This window comes from Terrimonas alba (assembly GCF_042434975.1).
In the GTDB taxonomy this organism is placed as follows: Bacteria; Bacteroidota; Bacteroidia; order Chitinophagales; family Chitinophagaceae; genus Terrimonas_B; species Terrimonas_B alba.
Genome location: NZ_JBHMQM010000003.1, coordinates 678661 through 697076, shown reverse-complemented (window position 1 = coordinate 697076; position 18416 = coordinate 678661). Strand labels below are relative to the sequence as shown.

Sequence of the window (18416 nt, the reverse complement as noted above, 5' to 3'; positions counted from 1 at the left end):
TTTTATCTTAATAATTCATCCCGATAGGAGCTATCGGGATAACCTTACCTTTATCAGCGTTCTGCTTTTTTGCATTTTTTAACAGCTTCTAAGCCTTCTGGGCCAACACCAGGGAAGATTGCCGTATCTGCAGATCCGGGGTCAATACTCTTTTTTCAAACTCCTTTATGGGTCGTTTACTTTCTATCAATTGTAACAATAGTTCGGTAGCAGCTCTTCCCATTTCTTCTGCGGGTTGCCGAACCAATGTCAGGGGAGGGTTGATCAACTCGGGTATATCGGTGTTAGAAAAGCCAACCAACGCAATGTCATCGGGAACTTTTATACCGCGGCGTTGCAAGGTCTTCAGGCAACCGGTAGTTAACTTGTCGCTGGTAGTGAAGATGGCGTCCGGTTTTTGTTTAAGACTGAATAGCTTGTTCACCGCATCTTCGATTTCGGAAAATATCATGCCCCCATAAAAACAATGCCGGATATAACTGTTATTTATTTTCATATTGTGCGACTGCAACGCTTCTTTATAGCCAGCCATTCTTTCAGTAGTGATAGAAAGAAATTCCGAATTGGTGAGAACTGCTATATTTTTATAACCATTGTTGATCAGGTGCGTCGTGGCATCGTAGGCGCCCTTAAAATTATCAATGACAACTTTATGGGTATTGATTTCGTCAGCAATGCGATCAAAAAAAACAATCGGTAATCCTTTTTCATGCAGTGCTTTCAGATGACTTAAATCATTTGTTTCTGTAGAAAGAGAAATCAATAAACCATCTACAGAACGTGATGCGAGGTATTGCAGATCCACTACTTCGCGGTCGTAGGACTCCCGGCTCTGCGAGATAATAACGTTGTAACCACGGTCATAAGCAATAGATTCAATACCATTAATAACCTGGGAAAAAAAATTGTTTGCAATCTCACAGACGACAACCCCAATGGAACGGCTTCGCTTTTCTTTAAGGCTTAGTGCAATCGGGTTGGGCCGATAGTTCAGCCTTTCTGCACATTCCAACACCATCTGTTTAGTTTCCGGACTGATCTCATAGCTGTCACGCAGAGCCCGTGAGACTGTGGAGGTGGAAATACCCAGTGCTTTGGCAATATCTTTTATAGTAACAGCTTCAAATTTCATGGCAGAACATCGGTTTAGAAAAACACTAAGGTAAGCGATTTTAGTTGGTCATTTCAGGACCATGATATTGCAGAAGGGCTACATGAAATTTAATTGTTGAAAATACAGTCCTGCGATGTCAACATTTCATTAATTGAAGGGGAAGAAATAAAAAAAAGAGTTGCTAAACAAATAAAAAAGAGAATTGCTAAACAAATGGTATCGTTATCGGGAACGATTGCGCAAATAAATGATTTTAAATAATTCAGTACAATTAAAAATCTGCATAGACTTGTTATGCCGATTTAAAAAAAGATTGCTTGCTGATGCGGAGATACTGCTATTATGGTACTAAGTTAAAAATTGCATTTTCAATCACCGTCCTGCACTGTTTTTTCCTTTTTTTATTGAAAGCAACTGTTCTTTTCATTGTTGTCCTTCAAGCGGACACAATTATAACATGTTAGCCTTTTAAACAAAAAAACTGTATGAAAAAATTATTGCTTTTGCTTGGTTGGCTTTTTGCCGTATTAGTTAGCCGGGCCCAAACCCGGCAGGTCTCCGGCCAGGTCACAGATGAAGATGGAAAGCCTTTGCGCGGTGTTAGTGTGGTAGTAAGCGGTACCAAAAAAGGAACACAAACCGATGCCGGCGGAAATTTCGTCGTTGAAGGTTCTGGTACAGGTGAAGTTTTATTGCTGATCAGCAATACCGGTTTTAAACCTGCATCTGTGCGAACGACTGGAAATTTAAAGTTGCCTGTGAAACTTGAAAAAGAAGTGACTTCACTGGAAGATGTAGTAGTAATAGGCTACAGTACTGTCAGAAGAAAAGATCTCACAGGATCTGTTTCCTCAGTCAATGCTAAACAGCTGAAAGATGTGCCTATTTCTTCTGCGGCCGAAGCCTTACAGGGCAGACTGGCCGGCGTACAGGCTATTTCTTCTGAAGGTGCGCCAGGCGCCGAGATCATCATCCGTGTTCGAGGCGGCGGATCTATTACGCAGGATAATTCACCTCTGTACATTGTTGATGGTGTGCAGGTGGACAATGCACTGTCAGTTATCTCACCACAGGATATTGCCTCAATAGATGTATTAAAAGATGCATCAACTACGGCTATATACGGAGCCCGTGGTGCCAATGGTGTGGTAATTATTACTACCAAAACAGGACGGGCAGGTAAAACCCAGGTTGGCTATAACGGGCAATTTGGTTTTCGTCAGCTCCCTGAAACAATGGAGGTATTGAGCCCTGATGATTTTGTAAGATGGCAGTGGGAAAGAAAACTAATAACTGGTGATACAAGCAGTTTTATTTATGGCACCACCTGGGATACATTGAATGTTTATAAAAATATGCCAGCCATCAACTGGCAGGAAGAAGTGTTTGGCAGAAAAGCAAATTTTCAAAACCATAATCTGTCAGTGAATGGTGGCAACCAGTCAACAAGTTTTAATCTAAGCGTAACAGCCAATCGTGAAGAAGGTATTCAACTTGAATCGGGTTTTGACAGGAACCTTGTCAACTTTAAACTGGACCATAAAGTATCGGATAAAGTAAAAGTGGGTATGACAGCCCGCTATCTTGACCAGAAGATAAAAGGAATAGGAACGACGAATAGCGGTACAAGAGCTACCAATCGCCTGCGTCATACGATCAATTATCGTCCTTTTGAAATTCCAACTCCCAATGGCGGTATTGATGATTTTGATGAAGCCTATTATCTCGCATCATCAGGCGCTACCAATCCTGTGGTGCTTACAAGATCCGAATACAGGCGGCAGGAAACCAAAGCCACTTACCTGACAGGATATGTTAATTACAATATTTTAAAAAATCTTTCATTCCGCTCTACTGTTGGCTTTGATAACCTGAGTACCCGTTCCGATATGTTTTACAGCAAAATCACATCTACAGCAAGAAACTATGCTTCATTGCCTGTAGCATCTATCGGCACGCAGAATAATTATACCATTAGCAATTCCAATACCCTACAGTACACACTGAGTAATTTTAAACAACATCATGACATCACTGTGCTGGCAGGAGAAGAAACAGTTGATCGCCGTTCCAAACAAAATGTATTTGAAACCCGTTATTTCCCTGCCGATATCAGTGCAGAAAAAGCATTAGCTAATATGGGATTGGGTGCAGCGCCAACCGGTTCATCTCAGCCTTTACCTTCTTCGCTGGTGTCGCCTCCTTATCGTTTATTTTCCTTGTTTGGCCGGGCAAGCTATGCGTATGACGATAAATACCTGGTCAATTTCAATATCAGGGCTGACCGTTCTTCTAAATTCAATTCAGATAATGGTACATTGATGTTCCCTTCTGGTTCCATAGCGTGGCGTTTTTCAAGAGAGAAATTCATGAATAATATTACATGGGTGAATGATGCCAAGCTGCGATTTGGATATGGCGCTGTAGGTAACGACCGTATTGCCGATCTGCAGTATCTTGCCCTTTATGGCGTTACCGGTCAGTATGCATTGAATCATGCTGTGCTTCCGGGACTTGCTCCTCCCAGTACTTTGGCTAATCCCGACCTGCGCTGGGAAAAAAATATAACCCGCAACCTCGGTTTAGACCTTTCATTGTTCAACAACAAGATCCAGTTTACTGTAGATCTTTATAAAAACTCTGCCAACGACCTGTTGCTCGAAGTGGATATACCACCTACGTTGGGTTATAGTAAACAGATTCAGAATATCGGCTCTACTTCCAACCGCGGTATTGAATTCCAGGTAGGAGCTACTCCTATAGCCAAAAAAGGTTTTACATGGACCACCAACTTCAATATTGCATTTAATAAAAACAAAGTGGAAAGCCTGGGTGGTGTAGATCAACTGGAACGTAATTCAGGCTGGCAGGGAAGTGACGGTGTAACAGACTTTCTTGTAAAAGTGGGAGAGCCTGTTGGTTTAATGTATGGATTTATAACCGACGGTTTTTATAAAATAGATGAGTTTGACTATAATGCTTCGGCAGGAACTTATACTATTAAGCCCGGCATCGCAGCTAACTCAGTATATGGCACGCCGCGACCAGGTATGTTGAAATGGAAAGACCTGAATGGCGATGGTACTATCAATACATCCGACAGAACAATTATCGGTAATGCCAATCCAAAGTTTACCGGCGGATGGAATAACCAGTTTGCGTATAAAAATTTTGACCTGAGTGTTTTTGTCAATTTTGTAGTGGGCAATGATATTTATAACGCCAATAAAATTGAATGGACCGACGGCGCCTTTTCCAACCTGAATATGCTGAACATTATGAAAGACCGGTGGACCAATATCAACGACCAGGGCGAAATAGTAACGGCGCCTGAGGAACTTGCCAAGATAAATGCCAATGCAAAAATCTGGACGCCGGTAAGAGTGCAACGCTGGTGGCTTCACTCCTGGGCGATAGAAGACGGTTCCTACCTGCGCATCAATAACCTGACTTTGGGTTATACATTGCCACAACAGTTGCTCAGTAAGATTAAGATCTCCACCTTACGGGTATTTGCAACAGTAAACAACCTGGCTACTATCACCAATTATACAGGGTATGATCCGGATGTAACGGCAAGAAGATCCGATCCATTAACTCCGGGTGTTGACTTTGCAGCTTATCCCCGCTCAAGAACATGGGTAGCTGGTGTAAATGTTACTTTTTAAAAAAATAAAAAGATTGAGTATATGCAAAACAGATTTTATAAATGGTTGGCTGGTTCAGTATCATTGATAATGATATTTTCAACTATATCCTGTAAAAAATATACAGAGGTAGAACCGGTATCGCAATACAGTATTTCGCAGGCATTTTCGGATGTATCCAATGCTACCAATGCAATTATCGGCGTATATGATGAATTGCAGGGCGATGCGGGTTATGGCATCCGCATCAGTATGTATTATCCCTACGATTCAGATGAAGGCGTTGTAAGCGGTAATATCGATAATGGAAGAAGAGGTATTGGTCGCTACCAATTGTTGCTAACAAATTCTGAAGTTTCCAATCCTTTTCGTCAATTGTATCGTGGTGTTGAAAAAGCCAATCTTTGCATTGAGCAAATTCCATTGATGTCTCAATACAATAATGGCAGTGAAACAGAGAAAGCACAATTAAGGCGTTTGCATGGCGAAGCATTAACCCTGAGGGCACAATTTTATTTTGAACTGATACGCAACTGGGGTGATGTGCCGGCGCCAATGATCCCTGCTTATAAACAAACGGATTTGTTTGTGCCACAAATGAATCGGGATTCTACGTATGATCAGTTGATTGCTGACCTTGCTGTTGCAAAAGACTTAGTGCCGTGGCGACTGGATGCGGGTCCGAGAAATGAACGCATTACTAAAGGCGCCGTGATGGCTCTTCGTGCAAAGATTGCTTTATTCCGTGGTGGTTATGCATTGCGCAGCAATGGTCAAATGGAAAGAGGTTCAAATCATATTAACTACTACCAAATCGCGAAACAGGAGTGTGAAGAGCTGATGGCTAACCGCAGCCAGCATGATCTGAATCCCAGCTTTGAAGATATCTGGAAAAAAGTAACCTCATTCACGTATGATCCGAAAGCTGAGATCATTTTCGAAGTAGGCGCCGGTGGTGGTAATGGCAACAGTGATAGCCGCATGGGAAATTATGACGGGCCTAACCTGAGCAATGCATCAAGGTATGGTGCCGGTGGCGGTGGTATCATTATGTTGCCAAATTATTTTTATGCATTCGATTCTGTGGATACACGTCGTGATATAACCGTCACTCATTACCAGGTTACTTCTTCGTCCAATATAAAAAGTCAAAGAAAACTGGGTGAATTGAATACAGGTAAATATCGCCGCGACTGGCGGGTGCCATTATTGCCGGGAACAGTTTTGAATGTTGGGTACAATTGGAGCCTGATTCGTTTTGCCGATGTATTACTGATGTATGCCGAAGCAGTGAATGAGATCAACAATGGTCCTACACCTGAAGCCATTACTGCATTTGAAGAAGTAAGAAAAAGAGCTTACCGCAATAACGCCGATAAGATAGGAATTACCCCAACAGATAAAGATGGATTTTTTAATGCTATCGCAAACGAACGCTATCTTGAGTTTGGACATGAGGGCATTCGTAAATATGATTTGTTGCGCTGGAATTTATTAGCTGCAAAACTGGAAGAAACAAGAACAAAGATCAGGGAGATCCGTGACCGCATCGGGCAATACGCCAACGTACCACAGTATATTTATTGGAAAAACAATGGCGAAGAAATTCAATATTATGCAGGCGATGGTGCCCCGGCTAATGCACAACCATTCTGGAGACCAACACAGGTGCCTTCACCAACTACCGGCTGGACCAAGACTAACTGGGCCGAACATTTAACCTCCAATCAAATTGACAGCAAACAACTGTGGGAGGGTATTGCTTCTTTCTTTGTTCCGGGCAAGAGTGAATTGTTTCCTTATGACCAGGCCACCATTTCGGCATACCAGGGACGCTTGAAACAAAATCCGGGATATAATTAATACTTGCATTTAATTTGACAAAAATAAATAGGCTGCGCTGAGCAGCCTTTATTTTAAATCATAATGATGTTGTTCAGATTATACAGTCTCCTTCTTTTGTTGCAAACCTTTATACTGTTTTCATGTCATGCACAAAAAAAGATAAATCATGAGCAGGATGACAAGACAGCCATCGCTTTTCCCGGCGCTGAAGGTTTTGGTAAATACACCAGCGGCGGCAGGGGAGGAAAGACTTTTATTGTTTCCAATTTGAACGATAAAGACGAAGGCAGTTTTCGAAAAGCAGCCGAAGCAAAAGGCAAACGCATTATTGTTTTTGCTGTATCCGGCACCATTCATCTTGAGTCGAAACTGACCATTAAAGGCGATGTGACTATTGCGGGGCAGACAGCTCCCGGAGATGGTATTTGTCTTGCTGATCAGCCGGTGTCATTGGGCGGTGATAATATCATTGTTCGTTATCTCCGTTTTCGCATGGGTGATAAATACCAAAGCCAGGCAGGCAAAGTAGATGGAAGCGGTGGTGATGATGCGTTTGGCGGAAGCAAACGAAAAAATATCATCATTGATCATTGCAGCGTTAGCTGGAGCACGGATGAATGTTTTTCTGTTTATAGCGGCGACAGCACAACGCTGCAATGGAATCTTATTGCCGAACCGCTGAATTATTCTTATCATTTCGAGTTAGGGGATAATGATTTCGAGCATCATGGTTATGGTGGAATATGGGGAGGTATTCATTTGTCGGCGCATCATAATTTGTTTGCACATTGCGTCAGTCGAAATCCACGGTTCAATGGAACCAGGCTTGGCGCGGCAAAAGAATTTGTTGATTACAGGAATAATGTGATCTATAACTGGGGCGGCAATAATGTATATGGTGGCGAGGCCGGTGAATATAATATCGCCAATAACTATTATAAGTATGGTCCTTCTACCAATAAAAGTGTCCGCTTCAGAATTGTAAATCCATCCAGATCGGAGACGCTGGGTTTTGGTAAATTTTACGTCGATGGTAATTATGTGGATGGAGCAAACGATATTTCCAAAAACAACTGGCTGGGGATAGATATGGGAAATGGCAGCACAGAAGAAGATAAAAAGAATACAGTGATGGATATTGGCTTTGCTGCAGAAAAAATAACTGCTCAACCGGCAAAAGAAGCATATGAAGCTGTATTGAAAAGTGCAGGGGCCAGCTTTAAAAGAGATACACTCGATGAAAGGATCATCAATGATGTAAAAAACAGGACAGGAAAATTTATTGATGTGCAGGGTGGTTATCCGCATGGCACAGCCTATGAACATACCGTCACGGCATGGCCTGTTTTGAAATCATTGGCTGCACCAACGGATGCAGACAAAGACGGCATGCCTGATGAATGGGAAAAAAAGAATGGATTGAATGAAAATGATGCGTCGGATGCATCCAAAGTTTCCTTACACTCGTTTTATACAAATATTGAAGTTTATATAAACTCGTTACTGAAATGAACAGATACTTATTTGCTTTACTTATTCTTTCATGCTTTGCATTCGCATTGCCCGAAAAAAAGAAAATAAAGATCTTCATTGCCGGCGATTCTACGGCCAGCATTAAAGAAACAAAAACTTATCCCGAAACAGGATGGGGAATGCCCTTTGTTTATTTCTGGGATTCATCTGTAACAGTTGTGAACAGGGCGAAGAACGGAAGAAGTACCAAAACATTTATCACTGAAGGCTTATGGCAATCTATTTATGACGAAGCCCGCGAAGGTGATTATGTGCTGATCCAGTTTGGACACAATGACGAAGTGCCCACAAAAAAATCTTACACAACGGAAGAAGAGTTTCGGAATAATCTTGCGAAGTACATAAAAGAGTCAAAGAGCAAAAAAGCTATTCCTGTATTACTGACTCCTGTGGCAAGAAGAAAATTTGATTCAACCGGGCATATTGCCGGCTCACATGATGTGTATTCACAGATTGTTCGTGATGTAGCAGGCAATGAAAAAGTGACCTTGATTGATTTGGATAAAAAAAGCCAGGCTTTGTACCAGCAATTTGGTGCTGAATATTCAAAGCTGCTGTTTTTGCAATTGAAGCCAGGTGAACATCCCAATTATCCGGATGGTAAAGATGATAACACGCATTTCAATGAACTGGGTGCAAGATTGATTGCACAGCTAATTTTAAAAGAGATAAAAGAAAAATTACCTGATCTCGCGGAAAGAGTTAGTGTTCCTGTAAAAAAATAGATCAATGACCTTACGAAAGAAAATAATTTATGCATTGTTCCTGGTTTGTTTGATAAGCAGCAGTTCGTTTGCCCAAACAACTAACCCACAGCAATACAAGTATGTATTCACAGTAGCGAAGGATGGCACAGGTGATTATAAATACATCCAGGATGCAATTGATGCCATGCGTGTTTTTCCGTTGGCGCCGGTCACACTGTATATCAAAAATGGGGTGTATAACGAAAAAATTGAACTGCCGGCTAATAACACGGATGTCACGTTTATCGGGGAAAGCGTGGAGAAAACAATCATCACATTCAATGACTACTCCGGCAGGGGAAAGCTAACTACATTCACCTCCTATACGGCAAAAATATCAGGCAACCGTTTCGTGGCGGAGAATATTACGTTTGTTAATTCAGCCGGACCGGTTGGCCAGGCTGTTGCATTGTATGTAGATGCTGATAAAGCCGTTTTTAAAAACTGCCGTTTTATAGGTAACCAGGATACGATTTATGCATCCGGGGAAAATTCACGTCAGTATTTTTTGAATTGTTTTATGGAGGGCACCACCGATTTTATTTTTGGTCCTGCCACAGCCGTATTTCAACATTGCACCATCCGGGCAAAATCCAATTCATATATTACGGCGGCCAATACTCCGGCTGGGAAAAAATTCGGCTTTGTTTTTTTGGATTGTAAAGTAATCGCTGATTCGGCAGTCAATAAACTCTATCTCGGTCGTCCCTGGCGGGCCTGGTCCAAAACTGTTTTTATCCACTGCGAACTTCCCAAAGTTATTGTGGCAGCAGGATGGGATAACTGGGGTAATCCCGAAAATGAAAAAACAGTTTACTATGCAGAGCACAAGAATACAGGTACAGGAGCCGATACGACGCAACGGGTAGCCTGGTCAAAACAACTCAGCGATAAAGACGCGAAGGATTATACACTTGAAAGTATTTTTTTGGGATGTAATCCGTCTATGCTGCAAGAGACAGACTGGTTTTCTAAAATCAGGACAAAACCGTTTGAGTGGTCCGCCGATAAAAAATAGATCAAACAGATGAAACATAAAATCATATTGACCCTTTTTCTCTTCTTATCCTGTTATAAAATTAATGCGCAGGATAAATTGATCTCTAAGGTCTGGGTATCCGATAATGGTAACGGCACCTACAAGAACCCTGTCATCAATGCTGATTATTCTGACCCTGACGCCATCAGGGTGGGAGATGATTATTATATGATTTCATCCAGCTTTAATCATATACCCGGTTTACCAATCCTTCATTCAAAAGACCTGGTAAACTGGACAATCATCGGGCATGCATTGAAAAGACAACCGCCATTCGATCATTTCAGTAAAGTACAACATGGCAATGGTGTATGGGCCCCGGCTATCCGTTATCATAAAAGCGAATTTTATATCTACTATCCTGATCCGGATTTTGGTATTTACATGATCAAAGCAAAAAATATCACAGGTCCCTGGTCCGATCCTGTATTGGTAGAAGGTGGGAAAGGATTAATCGATCCCTGCCCGTTGTGGGATGATGATGGGAAAGTATATCTCACCCATGCGTATGCTGGCAGTCGTGCGGGTATCAAAAGCATCGTAGTTGTTAAAGAAATGAACAAGGAGGGAACACGAACTATTGATGGAGGTGTTATGGTATATGATGGGCATGATCTTGATCCAACCATTGAGGGACCTAAAGTGTATAAACGAAACGGCTGGTATTATTTGTTTGCGCCTGCAGGTGGAGTGAGTACTGGGTGGCAACTGGTATTGCGAAGCAAAAATATCCATGGACCTTATGAAAGAAAAGTCGTGATGGACCAGGGATCAACAACTGTAAATGGCCCGCACCAGGGCGCATGGGTAGACACGAAGACCGGTGAACATTGGTTCCTGCATTTCCAGGATAAGGAAGCGTACGGAAGAGTGGTTCATCTTCAGCCGATGAAATGGATTAATGACTGGCCGGTGATTGGAATCGATAAAGACGGTGATGGAAAAGGCGAGCCCGTTTTAACTTATAAAAAACCAAACCTAGGTAAAACCTATCCCATTAAAACTCCCGCTGATTCAGATGAGTTCAATAATTCAGCAATCGGATTGCAATGGCAATGGCAGGCTAATGCAAAGCCTTATTGGGCTTTTCCATCAAATGGTCAATTGAGGTTGTTCTCTTATCCAATAGCCGATAGTGTGAAAAACTATTGGGATGTGCCTAATTTATTGATGCAAAAATTTCCGGCCGATGAATTTATTGTGACGACGAAAATTTCGTTTAAGCCCCGCCTGGACGGTGAGAAAGCTGGACTGATCATATTGGGCGCAGATTACGCCTATGTGGCTGTAGAAAAAAGGAAAGAGGGTCATTATATTTCTTATAGCAGCTGCAAAGAAGCGGATAAAGGAAAAGACGAGACAGTACAGGACGGTCAAAGGATAAGCAATACGGATATTTATTTTCGGGTGATTGTTGGCAAGGGAGGGGTATGTGAGTTCAGTTATAGTGAGGACGGAAAAACATTTAAAGCAATAGGCGATAAGTTAACAGCAAAGCCCGGTCGGTGGGTTGGGGCTAAAGTTGGTTTGTTTTGTACAAGAACTGCGAAAACAAATGATTCAGGCTTTGTAGATGTGGATTGGTTTAGGGTTGAAAACCGGCCCCCTCTAAATCTCCCCCAATAAGGGAGACTTGCAAAGCACAGCCCTCGCTTTTCGGAAATGCTGATAATAGTCGGTAACTCCGAAAATGCTGGGTAGCGACCTGAAGATGATGTGGTAGATATGAAGTTTGGCTTTGCAATGCAGCACCGTTCCCTCTCCACCGGAGAGGGAAAAGAAGGGAGAGGCCAGAACCTTGAAGAGTGGGACCCCGAGTTCTGTCGCTTCGCTCCTCGTCGGGGCAGGCGCAAGGAACGATGCTATGAAAATCTAAAGCTGGTAACAAAAAATATTTTAATAAAACGATCATTGCCATGGAACGCCGCACATTTATGAAATTTACCGCTGCCGCTGGCGCAGCTTTGATGTTGAATCCTTTTGAATCTTTCGCTATTCCTCCCGGAAAAAAAATAAAACTGGCCTTAGTCGGTACGGGCGCCCGTGGATCGAGCCTGTGGGGAAGAAGCATGGTTAAAACTTTTGGTGATGTAACCGAGTTTGTCGGTTTATCGGATATTAATCCGGGGAGATTGGAGTATGTGAAAAAAATGATGGAGGTAAGTTGCCCGACCTTCAGCAATTTTGAACAGATGGTGAGGGAAACAAAACCGGATTATGTAATTGTAACCACTGTCGACGCTACCCACGATGAATTTATTGAAAAAGCGCTGGATATGGGTGTGAATGTGATCACTGAAAAGCCAATGACCACGGATGAAGTAAAATGTAAAAGGATTTTGGATGCCGAAAAAAGATCCGGCAAAAAGGTGATTGTTGCATTTAATTATCGTCACAGTGTGCATAATATGCAGCTAAAAGAATTGTTAGCAGCCGAACGGGTAGGTAAAATCACTTCGGTTGATTTCAACTGGTACCTGAATGTGCATCATGGTTCTGATTATTTCAGGAGGTGGCATGGCCGTATGGCAAATAGTGGATCACTCTGGGTGCATAAGGCTACTCATCATTTTGACCTGTTGAACTGGTGGCTGAATTCGGAACCGGTAGAGGTTTCAGCCTTTGGTACACTGGATCATTATGGAAAAAACAATCCCTTCCGTGGAAAAAAGTGCCGCGGTTGTGAATACAAGGATAAATGCAAATTTTACTGGGATATCACGAAGGAAAAAGAACAGATGGATTTATATGTAAACAATGAGCACCATGATGGTTATATAAAAGATGGTTGTGTCTGGAGTGATGAAATCGATATATACGATAAGATGTCGGCCCAAATTGTATATGCCAATGGTGTGGTCGTCAATTATTCACTCACTACCTATTCTCCCTATGAAGGGTGGCAGATCGCCTTTAATGGATTGAAAGGAAGAATAGAAACCTGGGAAGATATTCCTTACCTGCAAAAAACACCGGAAGACCAGGCCAAACGACATGCCATCGAAATGTCGAATGCAGATGATGCTATTGCCGGGGAAGTGCGGGAAATACTGGCAATGGATAACTTTGGAAAAGGTTTTGAGGTGTACACCACTCCTAAAATAAGGGGAGGTCATGGTGGTGGTGATATCCGGATGCAGCGCAGGATGTTTGTGGATACCAATGACAATCCACATCATGTGATGGCAGGAACAAGGGAAGGAGCCATGTCGATTTTGATTGGTATTGCGGCAAGAAAAAGTATTCAACAAAAACGGCCGGTAAAAATTTCCGAATTAACGGATTTGGTTCCCATGGCCAACAGATTCTAAAAAAAATGATCCATGATAAAACAATTAACCGTAACATTTTTATTGCTCATCACAATGATCAACGTCTATGCCCAAAATAAGGAGGAAGCAGCAGTCAGCAACGCTGTTGAACAATTACGGAAGGCGATGATTGATGGTAACAAAGCGGAATTAGAAACCATTGCTTCAGATAAACTGAGTTATGGCCACAGCAGCGGCTACGTAGAAGGCAAAACGGAATTTGTTGACAAGATAGCCACGGGTAAATCCGATTTTGTAACGATCGAATTAAAAGATCAGACTATTAGTGTCAGCGGCAAAGCCGCCGTCGTCCGGCATAAGTTGAATGCGACAACCAATGATAATGGAAAACCCGGTGAAGTTCACCTGGCCATTTTATTGGTCTTTCAAAAGGAAAATAAGCAATGGAAGTTGCTGGCCAGGCAAGCCGTTAAAACAGCTCAATAAGGGTTTTGATTAAATCAACTGAATGATTGGCGCTGGGATGGTATCGATACCGGTAACGATTGCGTAAATAAAGAGTTATAACTGGCCTGTTATGAATGACTTTCAGAGTAAACTTGCGTTACAAACCAGGTGTTTGTATAACGATTAATTGACATAATGAAAAAGCTTTTCTTTTTTCTTGTTGCAGTAGTGTCTGTTAGTGTTGCTTCATCACAATTTGGGATGAAGTTGCCCGTGGTGGTTGCTCCTAAATTCAAAAAGGATACGCTGAGTGTTGTTAAGTACGGTGCTATACCGGATGGCAATACATTAAATACAAAAAGTATTAACACCGCTATTGATGCGATCAGTAAAAAAGGTGGCGGCGTCGTGCTTATTCCTGCCGGGTTGTGGCTTACAGGCCCAGTGGTGTTGAAAAGCAATGTCAATCTTCACTTGGCTGGAGGTGCTACGTTGTTGTTTACAAAAGATAAAAATGAATATCCATTAATAGAGGCTAATTGGGAAGGCCTGCCGCAAATGAGAAATCAATCACCTATTTCGGCTACCGGTGCTACCAATATCGCAATAACTGGAAAAGGCATCATCGATGGGAACGGTGATGTATGGCGGGCGGTAAAAAAAGATAAACTGACCGGGAGCCAATGGAAAAAACTGGTTGCTTCAGGCGGTGTATTGAGTGAAGATCAAAAAACATGGTACCCTTCTGAAGGATTTATGAAAGGCTCAAAGATGCCGGCCAATCCCGGTATCATCGGCAAGGATGCAGCGTTCTATGAGAGTATTAAAGATTTTCTTCGGCCCAACTTGCTTTTACTTACTAACTGTAAATATATTTTGCTGGAAGGTGTCACTTTTCAAAACTCGCCGGCCTGGTGCCTGCATCCGCTGATGAGTGAACACCTTACGGTAAGAAATGTTTTTGTCAAAAACCCCTGGTATGCGCAAAACGGCGATGGTATTGATGTGGAAAGTTGTAAAAATGTGTTGATCGAAAATTCGGTGTTTGACGTGGGAGATGATGGCTTGTGTATGAAAAGTGGGCGGGATGCTGAAGGAAGAAAAAGAGCTATGCCTACGGAAAATGTGATCATTCGGGGTTGCACTGTGTATTCATCCCATGGTGGATTTGTGATTGGCAGTGAAATGAGTGGTGGCGCAAAAAATATTTATGTGAGCAATTGCACGTTTGTTGGAGCTGATATCGGGCTGCGTTTTAAAACGACCAGGGGCCGTGGTGGTATCGTGGAGAATATCTTCATCAAGGATATTTATATGAAGGATATTCCTGCCGAAGCCATTCTTTTTGATATGTATTATATGGCTAAAGATCCGGTAGTACTAGCCGGCGAAAAAAGAGAATTGCCAAAAGTGGAATTCAAATCTGTTGATGAAACAACGCCGCAGTTTCGCAACTTTCATATCAGCAACGTGTATTGCAACGGCGCCGAAAAGGCCATCTTTGTTCGTGGTCTTCCTGAAATGCATGTGAAGAACATTGTACTGGAAAATATGGTGCTACAGGCCAAAAAAGGTATTGACGTGCAAGAGGCGACCGGCATTACTTTCAAAAATATCAGGGTAATAAGCAATGAAACGAACCCTGTAGTTGATATCGTGCAAAGCGATAAATTGACTTTTGATAAGATCACCTATAAAGACAACTCAGAGTTATTGTTCCGGGTCAGTGGCGACAGGAGTAATGCTATCAATATTAAAAACACTGATGCCACCAGGGCGAAAGAGAAGATCGTGTATGAATTAGGAGCAACAGAAAAAAGCGTAACCGTAAAATGAAGAAGATTTTCCGCATAGCAGCTTTTGTTTTATTTGTTTGCCTGGCAACAGATTTGGTTGCTCAACAAAAAGCTTTGTCTGAACAAGTGGCCGAAACCGTGATGAACAGGTGGAAGGATTCTTTCGCATTGGGAAGCCAGGCAAAATGGTCCTATGACATGGGTGTTATCTTAAAAGGTTTCGAAGGTATTTGGAGAAACACCGGCGATGTGAAATATTATAACTATATCCAGAAGCAAATGGATTATTTCGTTCAGGACGATGGTTCCATCAAAACATACCGGCCCGATGAATATAATATTGATCATATCAATAATGGAAAGCTGGTCCTGCTTCTTTATAGGGTGACACAAAAAGAAAAATACCTGAAAGCAGCGAAGTTATTGAGAGAGCAACTGCATACACATCCGCGTACCAAAGAAGGTGGGTTCTGGCATAAGAAAATTTATCCTAACCAGATGTGGCTGGATGGGCTATACATGGGCTCACCTTTTTATGCGGAGTACGCCAATTTGATGAACGAGGATACAGCGTTCAATGATGTGGCCAAACAATTTATCTGGATGGAAAAACATGCGAGGGATGCAAAGACAGGTTTGCTCTACCATGCATGGGACGAAAGCCGTCAGCAACAGTGGGCCAATAAACAAACAGGCACTTCTTCGTTGTTTTGGGCAAGAGCAATGGGTTGGTATGCTACGGCATTGGTAGATGCTTTAGATTGGTTTCCTGAAAATCATCCGAAACGAAAAAACCTTATCGGTATTCTGAACCGGCTGGTGAATGCAGTTGAAAAAGTACAGGACCCCAAAACCGGTCTGTGGCTGGATATTTTGAATTACAATGGGCCGGGCAAGGAAAAAAACTATTTCGAAGCGTCGGCGAGCAGCCAGTTTGTGTATGCCGTTGCCAAAGGAGTTAGAAAAGGATATTTGCCAGCTACTAAACTTTCGATAGCAAAAAAAGGATATGCTGGTATCGTTAAAGAATTTATCAAAGTAGAAGATGGTCAAACCAATTTGCATGGCACAGTGAAAGTAAGCGGACTTGGTGGCAATCCATATCGTGATGGTAGCTTTGCTTATTATATGAGTGAAGATGTTATTGTTAATGATCCCAAGGGACTCGGCGCTTTTTTACTGGCAAGTAATGAAATGGAGATGTTGCCAACACAATCGGCGGGGAAAGGCAAAACAATTTTACTCGACCGGTATTTCAACAGTGAAAAAAGAAAAGGCCCCGGAGGAAATTTGGGTTACTGGCATTATATATGGGAAGAATATTCACATCCCGGCTTTGCGGGTTTAGGGCATATTTTTAACAAGTACGGCGCTAAGCTGGCTTCTTTAGATGCGGCGCCAACTGCTGATAATCTGAGGAAAGCGTCTGTATATATTATCGTAGATCCCGATCACCTGAAAGATAATCCCAAACCGAATTATATGTCGTCAAAAGATGTAAAAGCGATTAGTGATTGGGTAAGAGCAGGAGGGGTGTTGTTACTGATGGCAAATGACAGTGCTAATTGTGACCTCCGGCATTTTAATAAACTGAGTGAGACCTTTGGCATTCACTTTACGGACCTGAGCAGAAATATGGTTAAAAACGACGCTTACGAAACAGGCGTGGTAATACCCAATGACAAAAAGGTTTTCAGTGATAGCTATAAAATGTATTTGAAGGAAATTAGCGTGTTGACGGTTAAATCTCCTGCTAAAGCGTTAGTGACAAAAGATAACGAAGTGATTATTGCGGTAGCAAAGTATGGAAAGGGCAGTATATTGGCAGTGGGCGATCCGTGGTTATATAATGAATACCTCGACGGTAGAAAACTACCGGCCGAGTATCCCAACTTTAAAGCTGCAACTGATTTGGTGAAGTGGTTGCTTCTGCAAAGTAAAAAGTGAGAAGTGAAAAGTGAAAAGAAAGAAAACATATAGTTTATTGATTGGAGCGTTAATGCTTTTTCTTGATGCGCCGGCTCAGAAAAAAATTGTCGTTGATGCCAGCGGCAAGGGCGATTTCAAAACTATACAGGGAGCCGTCAACTCCATTGCCGGTTCGTCGGCTGAACCACGAACGATATTTATAAAAAATGGGATCTATAACGAAAAGCTTTATATCGAAAAAAGCAATATAGTATTTGAAGGAGAGAGCAGGGAAGGAACGATCATTATTCAATCTGTTGCAAGAGATGAATGGCGCTGCGGACACAGCGATGATTGGGGTGTTGCGACAATGAATGTAGGCGCCGATGATATAACGCTGAAGAATTTGACGATCACCAACAATTTTGGATTTGATTACCGGGAAAAAACTATTCACTGCGCCACCAGCACTGCAGACAATAAGGAGCAAAAATTGAGAAGAGATGGCCACCAGATGGCATTAAGAACAATGAATGCAACAAAAATGAAAGCCATCAATTGTCATTTCAAAGCATTTGGCGGAGATACAGTGAGTCCCTGGAATGTGGATGACGGCATGTGGTATTTCAAGGATTGCGTGATGGAAGGCGGTGTTGACTTTTATTGCCCGCGGGGATGGGCCTGGGCCGAAAATTGTGAATTCATTACCCACACGGGCACTGCGGCTATCTGGCATGACGGTTCCAAAGCAGAAGATTCCAAAACGGTGTTGGTTAAATGTAGCTTCAAAGGTTATGATGGTTTTTTATTGGGCCGTTACCATCGCGATGCGCAATTCTACCTCATCAATTGTGAGTTTGCCAGGAATATGAGGGATTCTGCCATTTATCGTGTACAAACTGCCAATATCATTCAATGGGGCGAAAGAATATATTATTATAATTGTCATCGTGAAGGAGGGAATGATTTTAAGTGGTATGCAAACAATCTTCCTGCTTCGGTAGATGCAGGTAATATAAATGTAAAATGGGTTTTTAAAAACAGGTGGAATCCTGAGGAGAATTGATAA

At 42.2% G+C, this 18416-nt stretch carries 12 protein-coding genes; 11 read left to right on the top strand and 1 reads right to left on the bottom strand.

Features of this window, described 5'->3' with window-relative positions:
* Window positions 1-88: 88 nt before the first annotated feature.
* Complete coding sequence (locus ACFEL9_RS11845) at window positions 89-1132, bottom strand: LacI family DNA-binding transcriptional regulator (RefSeq protein ID WP_385890008.1); 1044 nt, start codon at window positions 1130-1132, stop codon at window positions 89-91.
* 467 nt (window positions 1133-1599) lie between these two features.
* On the opposite strand from ACFEL9_RS11845, the gene ACFEL9_RS11840 reads away from it, so the two are divergent.
* The 11 genes from ACFEL9_RS11840 to ACFEL9_RS11790 all read left to right on the top strand — a co-directional run bounded on the left by ACFEL9_RS11840 (window position 1600) and on the right by ACFEL9_RS11790 (window position 18413).
* Window positions 1600-4782 (top strand): SusC/RagA family TonB-linked outer membrane protein, encoded by a 3183-nt coding sequence (locus ACFEL9_RS11840; RefSeq protein WP_385890005.1) that lies wholly within the window; start codon window positions 1600-1602, stop codon window positions 4780-4782.
* Window positions 4783-4803: 21 nt separating this feature from the next.
* Window positions 4804-6624, top strand: coding sequence for a RagB/SusD family nutrient uptake outer membrane protein (locus ACFEL9_RS11835; RefSeq protein WP_385890002.1), 1821 nt, complete (start codon window positions 4804-4806; stop codon window positions 6622-6624).
* A 66-nt stretch (window positions 6625-6690) separates the two neighbouring features.
* Window positions 6691-8118 carry a pectate lyase family protein gene (locus ACFEL9_RS11830; protein WP_385890000.1) on the top strand — a complete coding sequence of 476 codons (1428 nt, stop codon included), beginning with the start codon at window positions 6691-6693 and terminating at the stop codon, window positions 8116-8118.
* A complete protein-coding gene (locus ACFEL9_RS11825; RefSeq protein ID WP_385889997.1) occupies window positions 8115-8864 on the top strand; it encodes a rhamnogalacturonan acetylesterase in 750 nt (249 codons plus the stop codon). The genes ACFEL9_RS11830 and ACFEL9_RS11825 overlap by 4 nt, the downstream gene beginning before the upstream one ends.
* Window positions 8865-8868: 4 nt before the next feature.
* A complete protein-coding gene (locus ACFEL9_RS11820) occupies window positions 8869-9903 on the top strand; it encodes a pectinesterase family protein (protein ID WP_385889994.1) in 1035 nt (344 codons plus the stop codon).
* Between the two features lie 9 nt (window positions 9904-9912).
* Entirely contained in the window at window positions 9913-11550 is a 1638-nt protein-coding gene (locus ACFEL9_RS11815; RefSeq protein WP_385889992.1) for a glycoside hydrolase family 43 protein, read from the top strand.
* 290 nt (window positions 11551-11840) lie between these two features.
* Window positions 11841-13235 carry a Gfo/Idh/MocA family oxidoreductase gene (locus ACFEL9_RS11810; RefSeq protein ID WP_385889989.1) on the top strand — a complete coding sequence of 465 codons (1395 nt, stop codon included), beginning with the start codon at window positions 11841-11843 and terminating at the stop codon, window positions 13233-13235.
* A 12-nt stretch (window positions 13236-13247) separates the two neighbouring features.
* Window positions 13248-13682: a nuclear transport factor 2 family protein gene (locus ACFEL9_RS11805; protein WP_385889986.1), complete on the top strand. Its 435-nt coding sequence runs from the start codon at window positions 13248-13250 to the stop codon at window positions 13680-13682.
* A 156-nt stretch (window positions 13683-13838) separates the two neighbouring features.
* Window positions 13839-15479: a glycoside hydrolase family 28 protein gene (locus ACFEL9_RS11800; RefSeq protein ID WP_385889983.1), complete on the top strand. Its 1641-nt coding sequence runs from the start codon at window positions 13839-13841 to the stop codon at window positions 15477-15479.
* On the top strand, window positions 15476-17386 hold the full coding sequence (locus ACFEL9_RS11795) for a DUF4350 domain-containing protein (RefSeq protein ID WP_385889981.1): 1911 nt from the start codon (window positions 15476-15478) through the stop codon (window positions 17384-17386). The genes ACFEL9_RS11800 and ACFEL9_RS11795 overlap by 4 nt, the downstream gene beginning before the upstream one ends.
* 10 nt (window positions 17387-17396) lie before the next feature.
* Window positions 17397-18413, top strand: a complete 1017-nt coding sequence (locus tag ACFEL9_RS11790; protein ID WP_385889978.1) for a pectinesterase family protein — start codon at window positions 17397-17399, stop codon at window positions 18411-18413.
* Window positions 18414-18416: the final 3 nt, after the last annotated feature.

What these genes read in the sequence shown, in the direction of transcription:
- ACFEL9_RS11805 (WP_385889986.1), top strand. Translation starts at nt 13,248, where the DNA reads ATGATAAAACAATTAACCGTAACATTTTTATTGCTCATCACAATGATC.
- ACFEL9_RS11800 (WP_385889983.1), top strand. Translation starts at nt 13,839, where the DNA reads ATGAAAAAGCTTTTCTTTTTTCTTGTTGCAGTAGTGTCTGTTAGTGTT.
- ACFEL9_RS11810 (WP_385889989.1), top strand. Translation starts at nt 11,841, where the DNA reads ATGGAACGCCGCACATTTATGAAATTTACCGCTGCCGCTGGCGCAGCT.
- ACFEL9_RS11825 (WP_385889997.1), top strand. Translation starts at nt 8,115, where the DNA reads ATGAACAGATACTTATTTGCTTTACTTATTCTTTCATGCTTTGCATTC.
- ACFEL9_RS11845 (WP_385890008.1), bottom strand. Translation starts at nt 1,132, where the DNA reads ATGAAATTTGAAGCTGTTACTATAAAAGATATTGCCAAAGCACTGGGT.
- ACFEL9_RS11820 (WP_385889994.1), top strand. Translation starts at nt 8,869, where the DNA reads ATGACCTTACGAAAGAAAATAATTTATGCATTGTTCCTGGTTTGTTTG.
- ACFEL9_RS11835 (WP_385890002.1), top strand. Translation starts at nt 4,804, where the DNA reads ATGCAAAACAGATTTTATAAATGGTTGGCTGGTTCAGTATCATTGATA.
- ACFEL9_RS11815 (WP_385889992.1), top strand. Translation starts at nt 9,913, where the DNA reads ATGAAACATAAAATCATATTGACCCTTTTTCTCTTCTTATCCTGTTAT.
- ACFEL9_RS11830 (WP_385890000.1), top strand. Translation starts at nt 6,691, where the DNA reads ATGTTGTTCAGATTATACAGTCTCCTTCTTTTGTTGCAAACCTTTATA.
- ACFEL9_RS11795 (WP_385889981.1), top strand. Translation starts at nt 15,476, where the DNA reads ATGAAGAAGATTTTCCGCATAGCAGCTTTTGTTTTATTTGTTTGCCTG.
- ACFEL9_RS11840 (WP_385890005.1), top strand. Translation starts at nt 1,600, where the DNA reads ATGAAAAAATTATTGCTTTTGCTTGGTTGGCTTTTTGCCGTATTAGTT.